14 protein-coding genes are annotated in these 17,075 nt (G+C 61.1%); 8 read left to right on the top strand and 6 right to left on the bottom strand.

Going from position 1 to position 17,075, the window contains the following annotated elements; translation table 11 throughout:
- Window positions 1-57: 57 nt before the first annotated feature.
- Together AAIE04_RS16020 and AAIE04_RS16015 are read left to right on the top strand one after the other, a co-directional pair.
- Complete coding sequence (locus AAIE04_RS16020; protein ID WP_498577329.1) at window positions 58-399, top strand: hypothetical protein; 342 nt, start codon at window positions 58-60, stop codon at window positions 397-399.
- The gene (locus AAIE04_RS16015; protein ID WP_498577328.1) at window positions 400-663 is read left to right on the top strand and encodes a hypothetical protein; all 264 of its coding nucleotides are present in this window, start codon (window positions 400-402) and stop codon (window positions 661-663) included.
- Between the two features lie 83 nt (window positions 664-746).
- Here the strand turns inward: AAIE04_RS16015 and AAIE04_RS16010 are convergent, their stop codons facing one another.
- From AAIE04_RS16010 to AAIE04_RS15995, 4 genes are all read right to left on the bottom strand, one after another.
- Window positions 747-2,141, bottom strand: a complete 1,395-nt coding sequence (locus AAIE04_RS16010) for an amino acid permease (protein WP_498577327.1) — start codon at window positions 2,139-2,141, stop codon at window positions 747-749.
- A gap of 102 nt (window positions 2,142-2,243) precedes the next feature.
- A complete protein-coding gene (gene hutH, locus AAIE04_RS16005; RefSeq protein WP_019455102.1) occupies window positions 2,244-3,779 on the bottom strand; it encodes a histidine ammonia-lyase in 1,536 nt (511 codons plus the stop codon).
- Complete coding sequence (gene hutU, locus AAIE04_RS16000; protein WP_025159649.1) at window positions 3,776-5,467, bottom strand: urocanate hydratase; 1,692 nt, start codon at window positions 5,465-5,467, stop codon at window positions 3,776-3,778. Before hutU ends, hutH begins: the two co-directional genes overlap by 4 nt.
- A 376-nt stretch (window positions 5,468-5,843) precedes the next feature.
- A complete protein-coding gene (locus AAIE04_RS15995) occupies window positions 5,844-7,184 on the bottom strand; it encodes an MFS transporter (RefSeq protein WP_498577326.1) in 1,341 nt (446 codons plus the stop codon).
- Between the two features lie 323 nt (window positions 7,185-7,507).
- Between AAIE04_RS15995 and queE the strand changes: the two genes are divergently transcribed.
- On the top strand, window positions 7,508-8,179 hold the full coding sequence (gene queE / locus AAIE04_RS15990; protein WP_063918177.1) for a 7-carboxy-7-deazaguanine synthase QueE: 672 nt from the start codon (window positions 7,508-7,510) through the stop codon (window positions 8,177-8,179).
- 30 nt (window positions 8,180-8,209) lie between these two features.
- On the opposite strand, the gene queD is transcribed toward queE, so the two are convergent.
- Window positions 8,210-8,569: a 6-carboxytetrahydropterin synthase QueD gene (gene queD, locus AAIE04_RS15985; RefSeq protein WP_004932638.1), complete on the bottom strand. Its 360-nt coding sequence runs from the start codon at window positions 8,567-8,569 to the stop codon at window positions 8,210-8,212.
- A gap of 436 nt (window positions 8,570-9,005) precedes the next feature.
- On the opposite strand from queD, the gene cysJ reads away from it, so the two are divergent.
- The 3 genes from cysJ (at window position 9,006) to AAIE04_RS15970 (ending at window position 13,319) form a co-directional block, all read left to right on the top strand.
- The gene (gene cysJ / locus AAIE04_RS15980) at window positions 9,006-10,808 is read left to right on the top strand and encodes an NADPH-dependent assimilatory sulfite reductase flavoprotein subunit (protein ID WP_498577325.1); all 1,803 of its coding nucleotides are present in this window, start codon (window positions 9,006-9,008) and stop codon (window positions 10,806-10,808) included.
- Window positions 10,808-12,523: an assimilatory sulfite reductase (NADPH) hemoprotein subunit gene (gene cysI, locus AAIE04_RS15975; RefSeq protein ID WP_063918179.1), complete on the top strand. Its 1,716-nt coding sequence runs from the start codon at window positions 10,808-10,810 to the stop codon at window positions 12,521-12,523. The genes cysJ and cysI overlap by 1 nt, the downstream gene beginning before the upstream one ends.
- Before the next feature lie 61 nt (window positions 12,524-12,584).
- Window positions 12,585-13,319 (top strand): phosphoadenylyl-sulfate reductase, encoded by a 735-nt coding sequence (locus tag AAIE04_RS15970; RefSeq protein WP_016929052.1) that lies wholly within the window; start codon window positions 12,585-12,587, stop codon window positions 13,317-13,319.
- Between the two features lie 56 nt (window positions 13,320-13,375).
- Here AAIE04_RS15970 and AAIE04_RS15965 read toward each other — a convergent pair whose 3' ends face one another.
- Window positions 13,376-14,446, bottom strand: a complete 1,071-nt coding sequence (locus AAIE04_RS15965) for an aminopeptidase (protein WP_025159651.1) — start codon at window positions 14,444-14,446, stop codon at window positions 13,376-13,378.
- A gap of 260 nt (window positions 14,447-14,706) precedes the next feature.
- Between AAIE04_RS15965 and cysG the strand changes: the two genes are divergently transcribed.
- Together cysG and cysD are read left to right on the top strand one after the other, a co-directional pair.
- The gene (gene cysG / locus AAIE04_RS15960) at window positions 14,707-16,137 is read left to right on the top strand and encodes a siroheme synthase CysG (protein ID WP_019455108.1); all 1,431 of its coding nucleotides are present in this window, start codon (window positions 14,707-14,709) and stop codon (window positions 16,135-16,137) included.
- A 22-nt stretch (window positions 16,138-16,159) separates the two neighbouring features.
- On the top strand, window positions 16,160-17,068 hold the full coding sequence (gene cysD, locus AAIE04_RS15955; RefSeq protein WP_004932620.1) for a sulfate adenylyltransferase subunit CysD: 909 nt from the start codon (window positions 16,160-16,162) through the stop codon (window positions 17,066-17,068).
- Window positions 17,069-17,075: the final 7 nt, after the last annotated feature.

Raw genomic sequence — 17,075 nt, 5'->3', positions numbered from 1 at the left:
ATATATGGCGCTCAATAGCTTTGTCAAACAGGAGTTCACGCGCTACAGTGGAGTTTATTGTGTCCTGAAATACAGTTTATTGTTGATAAAGCGGAGTCTTTCGATTTAAAAAAGAGACATATCATTACACAAAGCGGCAAGCATTATCCTTATGATTTTCTGGTGTTCGCCACAGGCTGCGTGCTTTGGCTGGAAAACACCGAAGGACTTGTGCTGGCGGGCAATCAGTTCTACCAGCATCAGGCCGCCAGGCGATTGCTGTATAAACTGGTGACTATAGAAAAAGGACGTATCTCCATCTCCGTTTCCTTCCCTGAAACGCCAAATGTATCCTACCAGTGCGGTATCGCACCGATTGAAACCACGCTGATGCTGGATGATTACCGGCGGTGGCTCTGAGTGCGTAAGGCGGTGGAGATCGTTTATACCTACCCCTCCATTTCTCAACTGTTGCGCAACTGGCTGTTTTTGCATCGTTCGAGTGATGAGACACTGCCCGCCATTTTTGCTTCGCGCGATATCCATCATCAGCGCGGTTTTACGCTCAGCCGGGTGAAAGCGGAGCGGAACACCGGTCTGAGCGATATTCAAAACGACGATGTGGGTCGACCGATCACCAAACATGCAGGTTTACGGCCTGCAGGGTGTATATGTGATCGATGACACCGTGGATCTGCAGAGGAATATAGGGTGATACATTGGCGCAATAAAAAACCCGCCGCAGCGGGTTTTACCTTCAGCGAACGCTACATCTGCTGCGTTGCCGCAGTGACCGGCGAGCCGCCGCCTTTCTTGCGCACCCACAGCCAGTAAGCCACGGTGAGGAGGGCTATCCATACCAGCCCGACGTACAGCGCGATGCGGCTCTCTTCGAAGTAGCCGAGCAGGCCGATGACGAACGCCATAAAGGCGGTCGCCAATGCCGGCGCTACCGGCCACCACGGTACCGGGAAGCTTAACTGACGAGCTTCTTCCGGCGACAGCGTGCGGCGCATGACGATCTGCGACAGCAGGATCATCAGCCATACCCAGACAGTGGCGAAGGTGGCGATCGAGGCGATGATCATGAAGACTTTCTCTGGAATCAGATAGTTGAGCACTACCGCCAGCAGCAGAGCGACCGACATCACCAGCACCGTCATCCACGGCACGCCGCTGGCGGTCAGTTTGGTGAAGCTGCGCGGCGCCTGGCCGTCCTGCGCCATGCCGTACATCATGCGGCCGGCGCCGAAGATGTCGCTGTTGATGGCCGAGATGGCGGCGGTGATCACCACCACGTTCAGCACGTTGGCGGCGGAGCTGATGCCGAGGTTGCTGAAGATCTCAACGAACGGGCTGCCGTTCTGGCCGATGCTGTTCCACGGGTAGATCGCCATCAGCACCGTCAGCGTCAGCACGTAGAACAGCAGAATGCGCACCGGCACGGCGTTGATCGCTTTCGGCAGCACTTTGGCGGGGTCTTTCGCCTCGCTGGCGGTGATGCCGATGATCTCGATGCCGCCGAAGGCGAACATCACTACCGCCAGCGACGCGACCACGCCGCCGATGCCGTTAGGCATAAAACCGCCGTGTTGCCACAGGTTGCTGATGCCGGTGGCGTGCTGAGTCTGTCCGAAGCCGAACAGCATCACCGCCGCGCCGCCGACGATCATCGCCACGATGGCGGCGACCTTGACCAGCGACAGCCAGAATTCCATTTCACCGAAGACCTTGACGCTGCACAGGTTGAGCGCGCCGATAAACAGGATGATGCTGAGTACCCAGACCCACTGGGCGACGTCCGGGAACCATAGCCCCATATAGATGCCGAAGGCGGTGACGTCCGCCAGGGCGACGATCACCATTTCAAAGGTGTAGGTCCAGCCGGTGAGGAACCCGGCCAGCGGGCCGAGGTAGTGGCTGGCGTAGTGGCCGAACGAGCTGGAGACCGGTTGGTGCACCGCCATTTCACCCAGCGCGCGCATCACCATGAACACCGCCGCGCCGCCCACCAGATAGGCCAGCAGCACCGCCGGGCCGGCCAGCTGGATGGCGCCGGCGGAGCCGTAGAACAGGCCGGTGCCGATCGCCGAGCCGAGAGCCATGAAACGGATATGTCGCGCGTTTAGTCCGCGTCTGAGTTGTGTTGTTTCGTTACGCATGTTGCTTCCCGTTAAGTGTTTGCCGAACAGGCACGCGCTGCCCGCGCCGGGTGGAACGCACCCGGCGGGGCAGAACAAACTGCGTGATTCAGTGTGTGATGATTATGCCTGGCTAGGCAGCAGCGCCGCAGGCAGCAGCGATGTCAGGTGACCGGCCGCCAAGAGTTGGCTGGCGGCTTCAATGTCGGGGGCGAAGAAACGATCCTTGTCGTAGAAACTGACATGCTCGCGCAGCAGACGGCGCGCCTGCTCCAGACCTTCCGAGGTCTTCAGGCCGTTGCGGAAATCCAGGCCCTGGCAGGCGGCCAGCCATTCGACCGCCAGAATGCCGCGCACGTTGTCCGCCATGCTCCACAGGCGGCGACCGGCGGCCGGCGCCATGGAGACGTGGTCTTCCTGGTTGGCGGAGGTTGGGATGCTGTCGACGCTCGACGGATGCGCCAACGCTTTGTTTTCGCTGGCCAGCGCTGCGGCGGTGACCTGGGCGATCATGAAGCCGGAGTTCACGCCGCCGTTCTCCACCAGGAACGGTGGCAGCTGCGACATGTGTTTGTCCATCATCAGCGAGATGCGGCGTTCGGACAGCGAACCGATTTCGGCGAACGCCAGCGCCAGATTATCGGCGGCCATCGCCACCGGTTCGGCGTGGAAGTTGCCGCCGGACAGCACGTCGCCCTGTTCGGCGAACACCAGCGGGTTATCGGAGACGGCGTTAGCTTCGATCTCCAGCACCTCGGCGGCCTGGCGGATCTGCGTCAGGCAGGCGCCCATCACCTGTGGCTGGCAGCGCAGGGAGTAAGGATCCTGCACTTTTTCACAGTTGCGGTGCGAGTCGGAGACTTCGCTGCGTGCGCCGAGCAGGTGGCGGTAGGCGAGGGCGGCGTCGATCTGGCCGCGCTGGCCGCGCACCTCGTGGATACGCGCGTCAAACGGGCTGCGGGAGCCCAATGCCGCTTCCACCGTCAGGCTGCCCGCCACGGTCGCGGCGGCGAAGAGGTCTTCCGCATCGAACAGGCCGCGCAGCGCGAAGGCGGCGGATACCTGGGTGCCGTTCAACAGCGCCAGGCCTTCTTTCGCCGCCAGCGTCAGCGGTTTCAGGCCGGCTTTGGCCAGTGCTTCGGTTGCCGGCAACCATTGGCCCTGATGGCGCGCCTGGCCTTCGCCCAGCAGCACCAGGCTCATGTGCGCCAGCGGCGCCAGGTCGCCGGAAGCGCCGACCGAGCCTTTCAATGGGATATGCGGATAAACTTCGGCGTTGACCAGCGCGATCAGCGCCTGGATGACTTCCAGACGAATGCCGGAGAAGCCGCGCGACAGGCTGTTGATCTTCAGCACCATGATCAGGCGCACCAGATTGTCGTCGGTCGGCTCGCCCACGCCGGCGGCGTGCGACAGCACGATCGAACGCTGCAGGTTTTCCAGATCGTCGCGGGCGATGCGCGTCGAAGCCAGCAGGCCAAACCCGGTGTTGATGCCGTAAGTGGTGCGGTTTTCTTCAACGATGCGCTCTACGCAGGCCACGCTCTGCTGGATAGGGGCATAGGCGTTGTCGTCCAGCGTCAGCGTCACCGGATGTTGGTAGACGTCGCGTAGCTGGGCCAGCGTCAGTTTGCCTGGGCGAATAGTCAGCGCTTTCATGCTTTTTCTCCTTGGGTGGCGGCAACCATCGGCAGGTTCAGGCCTTGCTCGCGGGCGCAGTCGATAGCGATATCGTAACCGGCGTCGGCGTGACGCATGACCCCGGTAGCCGGGTCGTTGTGCAGGACGCGGGCGATGCGCTCGGCGGCCTCATCGGTGCCGTCGCAGACGATCACCATGCCGGAGTGTTGGGAGAAGCCCATGCCGACGCCGCCGCCGTGGTGCAGGGAAACCCAGGTGGCGCCGCTGGCGGTGTTCAGCAGGGCGTTCAGCAGCGGCCAGTCGGAAACTGCGTCGGAGCCGTCTTTCATCGCTTCGGTTTCACGGTTCGGGCTGGAAACGGAGCCGGAATCCAGGTGGTCGCGGCCGATGACGATCGGGGCGGACAGTTCGCCGCGGCGCACCATCTCGTTGAACGCCAGGCCCAGTTTGGCGCGCTGGCCGAGGCCAACCCAGCAAATGCGCGCCGGCAGGCCCTGGAAGCTGATGCGCTCGCGCGCCATGTCCAGCCAGCGGTGCAGGTGTTCGTCATCCGGGATCAGCTCTTTCACCATGGCGTCGGTTTTGTAGATGTCCTGCGGATCGCCGGACAGCGCCGCCCAGCGGAACGGCCCGATGCCGCGGCAGAACAGCGGACGGATGTAGGCCGGCACGAAGCCCGGGAAGTCGAAGGCGTTGTCGACGCCGGTTTCTTTCGCCATCTGGCGAATGTTGTTGCCGTAGTCGAAGGTCGGCACGCCCATCTGCTGGAAGGCCAGCATGGCTTTGACGTGATCGGCCATCGACTGTTTGGCGGCGGCGACCACTTTAGCCGGCTCGGTCTGAGCGCGCTGGCGATACTCTTCCCAGCTCCAACCCTTCGGCAGGTAGCCGTTCAGCGGATCGTGGGCGCTGGTCTGGTCGGTGACCATGTCCGGGCGCACGCCGCGGCGCACCAACTCCGGCAGGATTTCCGCCGCGTTGCCGCACAGGGCGATGGAGATGGCTTTGCCTTCTGAGGTGTATTTTTTGATGCGGGCCAGCGCGTCGTCCAGATCTTTGGCCTGCTCATCGACATAGCGGGTTTTCAGACGGAAATCGATGCGGCTCTGCTGACATTCGATGTTCAGCGAGCAGGCGCCCGCCAGCGTGGCGGCCAGCGGCTGCGCGCCGCCCATGCCGCCCAGACCGGCGGTCAGCACCCAACGGCCCTGCAGGCTGCCGTCGTAGTGCTGGCGGCCCGCTTCGACGAAGGTTTCGTAGGTGCCCTGAACGATGCCCTGGCTGCCGATGTAGATCCAGCTACCGGCGGTCATCTGGCCGTACATGGCCAGGCCTTTGGCATCCAGTTCGTTGAAGTGTTCCCAGGTCGCCCAGTGTGGCACCAGGTTGGAGTTGGCGATCAGCACGCGCGGCGCGTTGCTGTGGGTTTTGAATACGCCGACCGGCTTGCCGGACTGCACCAGCAGGGTTTCGTCTTCTTCCAGCGTTTTCAGGGTTTCGACGATCTTGTCGTAGCAATCCCAGTCGCGCGCGGCGCGGCCGATGCCGCCGTACACCACCAGCTCGTGTGGGTTCTCCGCAACTTCAGGATCGAGGTTGTTCATCAGCATGCGTAACGGCGCTTCGGTCAGCCAGCTTTTTGCGTTTAATTGTGTGCCGCGTGGCGCGCGTACATCGACATTGCGAACTTTGTTATTTGTAGTCACAGCATTTTCCTCAAACAGTATCGGTGCAGATTCCATGCCGCGGTGGGGATGAGAACCACGGCATAACAATGCGTAGGGCTTATTAACATATACTTGTATGTACAAGCATATGCAACACTGACCAGTTGCCGCTGAAAAGTGGCATAAGAAAAAGTTATTTTCTTTTTATATCAGGTTGATATGCGTTTTTTTATCGCCGGCCTCATGTGCACAAGGCCGGAGAAAAGTGAGCTATTCGGCAAAAATGAATTAAAAATGACTCATTTTTGGGCGGCTAGTCACAATATTTTTACAGACTGATTACAGTTGGCGGCGGAGGATAAACAACCCCTATCACCGCAGGAAAAAAAGCCCGCCATGAGCGGGCTGGCAAGGATCAGGCGGCCGGTTGCAGCGTCGGTTTGCGGCTCATCTTGCATACCGTCGCGATGGCGGCGATCAGCGCCGGCACGCACAGGAACATCAGGATGCTCTGCACTTCCCATTGCATGGCCAGCAGTTGAGCCCCCATCATGGTGCCAGCGACGCCGCCGAAGCGGCCGATGCCCTGCATCCAGGCGATGCCGGTGGCGCGGCTGTGGGTGGGGTAGAAGGTGGCCGCCAGCGTTTGCAGGCCGGACTGCGCGCCGTTCATGGTGACGCCCATCAGGAAGATGAAGGCGCCAAGCAGCACGATCTGCTTGTCTTCGGTGGCCATCGCCACGATCAGCAGGGCCGTGACGACAAAGCCGCTCGAGACCACCTTATGCGCATTCCAGCGATCCATCAGCCAGCCGGCCACCAGAATGCCCAGCGTGCCGCCGAAGGTGAACAGCGAGGTGAGCATCGCCGATTGCTCCAGCTGATAGCCCAAACCCTGCATCAGGATCGGCATCCAGCTCAGCAACACGTAGTAGATCACCAGCCCCATGAAGTAGGTCACCCACAGCATCAGCGTGCCGAGCAGGTAAGGGCGACTGAACAGCAGGCCGACGCTGGTCTTGGCCTGCGTCAGTTTCTCTTCGTACAGGTAAAAACGCGTCACGCCGTCGAGGCTCTGGCTGACGAAACGCTGCGCGATGCGCTTGATCTTCGCCGCCTCCTGCCCGCGGTTAACCATATATTTGACCGACTCCGGCAGCAGCAGGATCAGCAACACCGTCAACGCCAGCGGCGCAATAGCGCCGAGCAGCAGCACGCTGTGCCAGCCGTAGTTCGGGATCAGCAACGACGAAATGGCGCCGCCGCCGGCCGCGCCCAGCGGAAAGCCGCAATACATAGTGTTGATCGCCAGCGAACGGCAGCGCTGCGGCGCGTATTCGGAGATCAGCGTGATGGCGTTGGGCATCGCCGCCCCCAGCCCGAGGCCGGTGAGGAAACGCCACAGCGTCAGGCTGTTGAGCGAGCCGGCGTAGGCGGTGGCCAGGCTCGACAGGCCGAAGAACAGGCAGGAAAACACCAGCACGCGCTTGCGGCCGATGCGGTCGGAAATCGGCCCGGCGATCAGCGCGCCGAGCGATAGCCCCAGCAGCGCGGCGCTCAGCACCGGCCCCAGGTCCTGTTTCACGATGCCCCAGTCTTTGGCGACCGACGGCGCGATATAGCCCATGGCGGCGGTATCAAAACCGTCGATGGCGAGGATCAGGAACCCGAGAATGATCAGTGTCCAGTGAAACAGCGAAAACTTGCTGTCGTCGATGGCCTGTTGAATGTTTAACTCGCTGGTGGAATGAGTCATGGCACCCTCTAAACGCAGATGTAGTCGTGATGGAACGTGGCCGGAACTGTCGCCCGGCTTGTGTTTGCTTGTATATACATCTGCGCGTCGGCGCTTTATGTCAAATATAATTATCTTATTTGTTAACTGCGTGTTGTTTTCTGTGGAGCAGCTTGCACCGCCGATGAAATGCCGAAGGCCGATTAACAAATTAAATGAACGCCATTAGCGGTGAGATATGCTGACGGCGGCGCCGAGGATAAAATTTAATACATTTTTGGCCGTTTGGTCGCCGGGCCGGAATCTGCGATAATCGCTTTTTACTTTTCCAGATTGAGAAACCGATGCAGTACCCGATCAATGAGATGTTCCAAACCTTGCAGGGCGAAGGCTTTTTCACCGGCGTGCCGGCCATTTTCATCCGCCTGCAGGGCTGCCCGGTAGGGTGCAGCTGGTGCGACACCAAACATACCTGGGAAAAGGAAGCCCATCGGGAAGTAGACCTGCAACGGATCCTGGTCAAAACAGAAGAGAGCGACGCCTGGGGCAACGCCACCGCCGAACGGCTGTTGGCGGTAATGCGCCAGCAGGGCTACACCGCGCGCCATGTCGTGATCACCGGCGGTGAACCCTGTATCTACGATCTGACGCCGCTGACCGAGCTGTTCGAACAGCATGGCTACAGCTGCCAAATTGAGACCAGCGGCACCCACGAAATCCGTTGTTCCGCCAACACCTGGGTGACGGTTTCGCCGAAGGTGAACATGCGCGGCGGCATGAAGGTATTGGATCAGGCGCTGCGGCGCGCCGACGAGGTGAAACATCCGGTGGCGCGTGAGCGCGACATCGAGGCGCTGGATGCGCTGCTGGCGACGTTGCAGGACGACAAGACCCGCATTATCGCGCTGCAGCCGATCAGCCAAAAAGAAGAGGCGACCCGCCTGTGCATCGAAACCTGCATCGCGCGCAACTGGCGGCTGTCGATGCAGACCCACAAGTATCTGAACATCGCCTAAAATCAGGGCGCCATTGCGGCGCCCTTTCTTTTAACCTTTATATACGCATCCCGCAGTACAGGTCTCTTTCACCATCACCGCCGTCAATTCCGGCAGCTGGGGCTTGAGCTGCTGCCAAATCCAGGCGGCGAGCACTTCGCTGGTGGGATTTTCCAATCCTGGAATATCGTTCAGATAATGGTGATCCAGCCGTTCCCAGATCGGGGAAAACACAGCCTTGAGCTCGGCGAAATCCATCACCCAACCGGTGTGGGGATCCACTTCACCGGTCACTTCCAGACGCACCATAAACGAATGCCCATGCAGACGGCCACATTTATGGCCCTCCGGCACGTGCGGCAAACGGTGTGCGGCTTCAAACTGAAAATCTTTAAACAGCGTGGTTGCCATTATTACGGCCTCATTGACTCAAAAACCGCCGCATAGTACCGGAAAGCGCGTCTGCTTGCCATTTATACCGTTATGGTCTACCGCCACGGCCAACGCGCCCGGTTAACACTTTTTTTGTTTGGTGTTTGCGGCACCTATCGGCTGGGGTTATGAGCCGAAATGTTGAACGGTGAAAAAATGATGAAAAAAAGCGCTTTATTTTCATCTGGATAAAAAACTTTGTTTAACGGTTTAAGCGTTATCCCTTACCGGAAAAACAGCTTAGTCATTTTGGTTATGATTTATTGCTATCCCTTATTTAATCGTTGCTATTCTGCTCGGTAACCTTACAAACTCTCCTGATCTTTTCCGCACACCCGACGCAGCGAAGAGACAGCGACTGACACTGGCGCGCGCCTGGCAGCAAAGGCGCTAAGTATAGGAAATAAGTACAGCAATGACGACTCAGGCTCCTCCAACATCTTTGCTCCCGCTGACGCCCGAACAGCTGGCGCGCCTGCAGGCGACGATCGGCGATTATTCGCCGACGCAGCTGGCGTGGCTGTCCGGCTATTTTTGGGGCATGGCCAATCAACAGCCCGGAGCCGTGGGCATTGCGCCTGTCGCCCCAGCGGCGGCTGCCGGCATCACCATCATTTCCGCATCGCAGACCGGCAATGCGCGCCGCCTGGCGGAGCAGCTGCGCGACGATCTGCTGGCCGCCAATCTGAGCGCCACGCTGATCAGCGCCGGTGACTACAAGTTCAAGCAGATAGCGCAAGAGCGCCTGTTGGTGATCGTCGCCTCTACGCAAGGGGAAGGCGAGCCGGCGGAAGAAGCGGTGGCGCTGCATAAATTCCTGTTCTCGAAGAAAGCGCCGAAGCTCAATGACACCGCTTTTGCGGTGTTCGGGCTGGGCGACACCTCTTATGAGAATTTCTGTCAGTCTGGTAAAGATTTCGACGGCAAGCTGGCCGAACTGGGCGCCGAGCGCCTGGTGGAGCGCGTGGACGCCGACGTGGAGTATCAGGAACTGGCCGCCGCCTGGCGCAAACAGGTGGTGTCAGTGCTGAAGGCGCGCGCGCCGGCGGAAAGCGCCGCGCCGGGCGTGCTGGCCAGCGGCGCGGTCGATCTGATCGACAGCAGCCCGTACAGCAAGGAACAGCCGCTCACCGCCCAACTGGCGGTCAATCAGAAAATTACCGGCCGCGCGTCGGATAAAGACGTGCGCCATATCGAGATCGATCTGGGCGACTCCGGCCTGCGCTATCAGCCGGGCGATGCGCTCGGCGTATGGTTCGACAACGATCCGGCGCTGGTGGACGAACTGGTGCAGCTGTTGTGGCTGAAAGGCGACGAGCCGGTCGAGGTGGAAGGGCAAACCCTGCCGCTGGCGCAGGCGCTGCGCAGCCATTTCGAACTGACGCAGAACACCACGCCGATCGTCGATAAATACGCCGCGCTGTCGCGCGACGAAACGCTGATCGGCCTGCTGGCGGATAAAGCTGCGCTGCAGCATTACGCGCACAACACGCCGATCGTCGACATGGTGCGCCAGGCGCCGGCGGATCTGAGCGCCGAACAGCTGGTCGGCCTGCTGCGCCCGCTGACGCCGCGCCTGTACTCCATCGCCTCTTCGCAGGCGGAGAACGAAAGCGAAGTGCACATCACCGTGGGCGTGGTGCGTTACGACATCGACGGGCGCGCCCGCAGCGGCGGCGCCTCCGGTTTCCTGGCGGATCGCCTGGAGGAGGACGGCGACGTGCGAGTGTTTATCGAACACAACGACAACTTCCGCCTGCCGGCCAACCCGGAAGCGCCGGTGATCATGATCGGCCCGGGCACCGGCATCGCGCCGTTCCGCGCCTTTATGCAGCAGCGCGACGCCGACGGCGCCGGCGGCAAAAACTGGCTGTTCTTCGGCAACCCGCACTTTACCGAAGATTTCCTGTATCAGGTCGAATGGCAGCGCTACGTGAAAGATGGCCTGCTGACCCGCATCGATCTGGCCTGGTCCCGCGACCAACAACATAAAATATACGTACAAGACAAACTGCGCGAACAGGGCGCGGAAGTGTGGCGCTGGATTCAGGAAGGCGCGCACATTTACGTCTGCGGCGATGCCAATCGCATGGCAAAAGACGTGGAAAACACATTACTGGAACTGGTGGCCGAGCACGGTGGCATGGATACCGAGCAGGCGGATGAATTTTTAAGTGAGCTGCGCCTTGAGCGCCGTTATCAGCGAGATGTTTACTGATGAGTGATAAACACCCCGGGCCTTTGGTAGTCGAAGGCAAACTGGCCGATGCGGAGCGCATGAAGAAGGAGAGCAACTTCTTGCGCGGCACCATCGCCGAAGATTTGAACGACGGCCTGACCGGCGGCTTCAACGGCGACAACTTCCTGTTGATCCGTTTTCACGGTATGTACCAGCAGGATGACCGCGACATTCGCGCCGAACGCGCCGAGCAGAAGCTGGAGCCGCGCCACGCCATGATGCTGCGCTGCCGCCTGCCGGGCGGCGTCATCAGCCCGCAGCAGTGGCTGGGCATCGACAAGTTCGCGCAGGAAAGCACGCTGTACGGCAGCATTCGCATCACCAACCGCCAGACGTTCCAGTTTCACGGCATTCTGAAAGGCAACGTCAAACCGGTGCACCAACTGCTGAACCGTCTGGGGCTGGACGCGCTGGCGACTGCCAACGACGTGAACCGCAACGTGCTGTGCACCTCCAACCCGGTGGAGTCCGAGCTGCATCAGGAAGCCTACGAGTGGGCGAAGAAGATCTCCGAACACCTGCTGCCACGCACCCGCGCCTACGCAGAAGTGTGGCTGGATCAGGAGAAGGTGGCCACCACCGACGAAGAGCCGATTTTGGGATCGACCTACCTGCCGCGTAAATTCAAAACCACGGTGGTGATCCCACCGCAAAATGACGTTGATCTGCACGCCAACGACATGAACTTCGTGGCGATCGCCGAAAACGGCAAGCTGGTGGGCTTCAACCTGCTGGTGGGCGGCGGGCTGTCCATCGAGCACGGCAACAAGAAAACCTACGCGCGCCAGGCCAGCGAGTTCGGCTACATTCCGCTCGAGCATACGCTGGCGGTGGCGGAAGCGGTGGTGACCACGCAGCGCGACTGGGGCAATCGTACCGATCGCAAGAACGCCAAGACCAAATACACGCTGGAGCGCGTCGGGGTGGACGTTTTCCGCGCCGAAGTGGAAAAGCGCGCCGGCATCACCTTTGCACCGATCCGGCCGTATGAATTCACCGGCCGCGGCGATCGCATCGGTTGGGTGAAGGGCATCGACGATCAGTGGCACCTGACGCTGTTTATCGAGAACGGTCGCCTGCTGGACTATCCGGGGCGCCCGCTGAAGACCGGTATGGCGGAGATCGCCAAGATCCATAAAGGCGACTTCCGTCTGACGGCGAACCAAAACGTGATCATCGCCGGCGTGCCGGAAAGCGAGAAGGCGAAGATCGAAGCCCTGGCGCGCGAACATGGCCTGATCGACGACCAGATCAGCGAGCAACGCAAAAACTCGATGGCCTGCGTGTCTTTCCCGACCTGCCCGCTGGCGATGGCGGAGGCCGAGCGCTTCCTGCCGCAATTCGTCACCAAGGTGGAAGGGATCATGCATCGGCACGGGGTGGGCGACGAGCATATCGTGCTGCGCATCACCGGCTGCCCGAACGGCTGCGGCCGCGCGCTGCTGGCGGAGCTGGGGCTGGTGGGCAAGGCGGTCGGCCGCTATAACCTCCATTTGGGCGGCAACCGCGAAGGCACGCGTATTCCGCGCATGTACCGCGAGAACATCAACGAAGACGAGATCCTGAGCGAGATTGACCTGTTGGTGGGGCGCTGGGCGAAGGAGCGCAACGCCGGCGAAGGCTTCGGCGACTTCACCGTTCGCGCGGGCATCGTCAAACCGGTGCTGGATCCGGCGCGGGATTTCTGGGAGTGAGGCCGGGCGGCCTCTGGGCAGAGGGGCCGCACAGGCAATTTCAAGTAGCAGGAGAGACAACATGGCTGAATTCGATCTGGCGGCGCTGAACGCGCTGCCCAAATCCGGGCAGGCGCTGGCATTGGCGGTGGTCAACGGCCAACTGGAGACCCTCAGCGCCGAACAGCGCGTTGCATGGGCGCTGGAGCATCTGCCCGGCGAGTTCGTACTCTCGTCCAGTTTCGGCATTCAGGCGGCGGTATGTCTGCACCTGGTGACGCGCATCCGGCCGGATATCCCGGTGATCCTGACCGACACCGGTTACCTGTTCCCGGAAACCTATCGCTTTATCGATCAACTGACCGACCAGCTGAAGCTGAATCTGCAGGTGTTCCGCGCCGAACAGTCTCCCGCCTGGCAAGAGGCGCGCTACGGCAAGCTGTGGGAACAGGGCGTGGAAGGGATTGAAAAGTACAACCAGATCAACAAGGTTGAGCCGATGAATCGCGCGCTGGAGACGCTGGGCGCGCAGAGCTGGTTCGCCGGCCTGCGGCGCGAACAGTCCGGCAGCCGCGCCAATCTGCCGGTGCTGGCGGTGCAGCGCGGGGTGTTCAAGATCCTGCCGATCATCGACTGGGACAACCGCAAGATTTACCAGTATCTGACCGAACACGGGCTGAGCTACCACCCGCTGTGGGAGCAGGGCTACCTGTCGGTGGGCGATACCCACACCACCCAGAAGTGGGAGCCGGGCATGAGCGAGGAAGAGACGCGCTTCTTCGGCCTGAAGCGCGAGTGTGGTCTGCACGAAGGCTAAACGGCGCGATCAACACCACAGGGCTCAGCAATGCTGGGCCCTGTTTTTTTTGCGGGCTACTTTTTCTTTTTCGCTTTCGGCGGGTGCGCCTGCGCCAGCTCTTTGATCAGCGGCAGCAGGATCTGCACGCTGTCGCGGCTGCGTTTATCGATCCGCCCCGGCAGGTAGCGATCCAGATACTGCAGGTTGTCATACTGCGGGCGGTGCCAGGTGACGCCCTGCGGGAAGTGCGGGCTGACGGCGCGTTGCTGGTAACCGTCCTTGTCGCCCAGCGACCAGTTGGTGGCTTCCACCGACAGCACCGGGATGCCCGCCGCATCGAATACCTCTTGATCGGAGCAGCAGCCGGTACCCTGCGGATGCTGTGCATTGCCAGGGTTGGTGGCGGCGGCGATGCCGTAGCGGTGGGCGATATCCAGCGCGCGATCGCGGGAGCGCTTCGCCATCTGCGGCGGCGTGTTGCGCCCGGCGTTGAAGTACAGGCGATCGCCGGTGATCAGACTGTCGAGGTTGATCACCAGTACGGTGTTGCTTTTCTCTTCCGCGCTCATGCGCTGCAGGTAGTTCTGCGCCCCCAGCGAACCGATCTCTTCGGCGCTGGTGGCGACGAAGCGCAGGCCGTAGGCGGTGGGGATGTTCTTCAGGCGTTCCGCCAGTTCCAGCATCACGCCGATGCCGGAGGCGTTGTCGTCGACGCCCTGCAGCGTCAAGCCGCCGAGATTGTTATCCAGATCTTCGTCGCTCTGCGGCGTATAGGTGTCGAAGTGGGCGACGATCACTATCTGTTTCGGGCTGTCGCCGTTGCGGGCGGCGATCACCGAGCTGGCGGTGACGTTGTTCCAGTTCTTCTTGCCGTCTTTGCTGGTGTAGAGATAGCGCGTATTGACGCTGCGAATATCGCTTTGGTAGCCCATCTTGCTGAACTGCTGCTTCAGGTAGTCGGCGGTGAGCAATTCGGCCGGGCTGCCCGCCATGCGGCCGGGGAAGTAAGTGGCGATGTGGCGAGTCTGTTCGGCGGCGAAACGGCCCATTGGCGCGTCTTTTGCGGGCTGTGCGGCACACACGCTGAAGACGCCGCCGAGTGCGAGGGCCAGCAGGCTGGTCTTCAGGTAAAAACGGGAAAACATACCGAAAAATCCTTCTTTGCTATCGGCGCTGCCGATCATTTTTCTGCGGCACCCAGTATGAGACGCCGGGCGGCATTACACAATTTCCCTGTCTCTTAATTTCGCGCGAACGCGCAAAGCATCGCCTCGATTATCACCGTTTGCCTCCTGCTCTGCGGCCTATATTCCATAAAGGAACTAATCATTCCTTTTCGTCATTTCAGAGGCTAAATCTCAGCCCGTATAGTCACACTATCTTTCTGTTATATGAAAAGGCTGTTGTGGACTATCTACCAATATTCGCCGACCTGAAACAACGTCCGGTGCTGGTCGTTGGCGGTGGTGACGTGGCTGCGCGCAAAGTCGATCTGCTTCAGCGCGCCGGGGCTGAAATACGGATAGTTGCGCAGTCGCTCTCACCGGAACTGGAACAACAACGTCAGCTGGGGCGGGTGCTCTGGCTGGGGGAAAGCTTTGATCCGCAGCAGTTGGACGACGTGTTTCTGGCGATCGCCGCCACGGACGACAACGCGCTGAACGCCGCGGTGTTCGCCGAGGCGGATAAGCGCCGGGTGTTGGCCAACGTGGTGGACGATCAGCCGCGCTGCTCGTTCATCTTCCCGTCGATCATCGATCGCTCGCCGCTGGTGGTGGCGGTGTCGTCCAGCGGCCAGGCGCCGGTGCTGGCGCGCCTGCTGCGCGAAAAGCTGGAGGCGTTATTGCCCGCCAGTTTGGGGCAGATGGCGCAGGTAGCGGGCCGCTGGCGCGGCCAGGTCAAACAGCGGTTGGCTTCGATCGGCGAACGTCGCCGTTTCTGGGAGAAAACGTTCGGCGGCCGTTTCGCCACGCTGGTGGCCAACGGCCAGACGGCGCAGGCGGAACGGCAGCTGGAGCAGGATTTACACCACTTCGCCGCAGGCGATGAAGGCGCACAGGGCGAGATCGCCCTGGTGGGCGCCGGGCCGGGCGACGTGGGGCTGTTGACCCTGCGCGGGCTGCAGGTGATGCAGCAGGCGGACGTGGTGCTGTATGACCATCTGGTCAGCGGCGAGATCCTCGATCTGGTGCGGCGCGACGCCGAGCGCATCTGCGTGGGCAAGCGCGCTGGCGCGCACTCGGTGATCCAGGAAGAGACCAACCGGCTGCTGGTGGAGCTGGCGCAGCAGGGCAAACGGGTGGTGCGCCTCAAGGGCGGCGATCCGTTCATCTTTGGCCGCGGCGGCGAAGAGCTGCAGGTGGCCGCCGCCGCCGGCATTCCGTTCCAGGTGGTGCCTGGCGTCACGGCCGCCGCGGGCGCGACCGCCTACGCCGGCATTCCGCTGACGCATCGCGATCACGCACAGAGCGTGACCTTTATCACCGGCCACTGCCGCCCCGACGGCGATGGCCTGGACTGGGCCGATCTGGCTCGGGCGCGGCAAACGCTGGCTATCTACATGGGCACCATGAAGGCGGCGGACATCAGCCAACGCCTGATCGCCCATGGCCGCGACGCTGCGACGCCGGTGGCGGTGATCAGCCGCGGCACGCGCGCCGATCAGCAGGTGCAGATCGGCACGCTGGATCAATTGGAACACCTGGCCCAACGGGCGCCGTTGCCGGCGCTGTTGGTGATCGGCGAGGTGGTGGAACTGCACCATCAAATCGCCTGGTTCGGGCATCAATCGCAGACGGAAGGGGCCGCGCGCCCGGCCGTCGTGAATTTGGCATAGGCAAGGCTTTTAAGGACCTGTTATGGACGAAAAACGACTCACTCATTTGCGGCAATTGGAGGCGGAGAGTATCCATATCATCCGTGAAGTCGCCGCTGAATTCGCTAACCCGGTGATGCTGTACTCCATCGGTAAAGACTCTTCCGTGATGCTGCATCTGGCGCGCAAGGCGTTCTTCCCCGGCACGCTGCCGTTCCCGCTGCTGCACGTCGATACCGGCTGGAAATTCCGCGAAATGTACGAATTCCGCGATCGCACCGCGAAGGAGTACGGTTTCGAGCTGTTGGTGCACAAAAACCCGGAAGGGGTGGCGATGGGCATCAACCCGTTCGTGCACGGCAGCGCCAAGCATACCGACATCATGAAGACCGAGGGCCTGAAGCAGGCGTTGAACAAGTACGGTTTCGACGCCGCCTTTGGCGGCGCGCGGCGCGACGAGGAGAAATCGCGTGCCAAAGAGCGCATCTATTCGTTCCGCGATCGCTTCCACCGCTGGGATCCGAAAAATCAGCGGCCGGAGCTGTGGCACAACTATAACGGCCAGATCAACAAAGGGGAGAGCATCCGCGTCTTCCCGCTGTCGAACTGGACCGAGCTGGATATCTGGCAGTACATCTTCCTGGAAAAGATCGACATCGTGCCGCTGTACCTGGCGAAACCACGCCCGGTGGTGGAGCGCGACGGCATGCTGATGATGGTGGACGACGATCGTATCGATCTGCAGCCGGGGGAAGTGATCAGCCAGCGCATGGTGCGTTTCCGCACCCTGGGTTGCTGGCCGCTGACCGGCGCGGTGGATTCGCAGGCGCAAACCCTGCCGGAGATCATCGAAGAGATGCTGGTCTCCACCACCAGTGAACGCCAGGGGCGGATGATCGACCGCGATCAGTCCGGCTCGATGGAGCTGAAAAAGCGTCAAGGGTATTTCTAAGGAGCCG

Source organism: Serratia sp. Ae19-1 (assembly GCF_059801225.1).
Note: the sequence above shows the minus strand (reverse complement) of the source record. Positions and strands in the feature narration are given on the sequence as shown.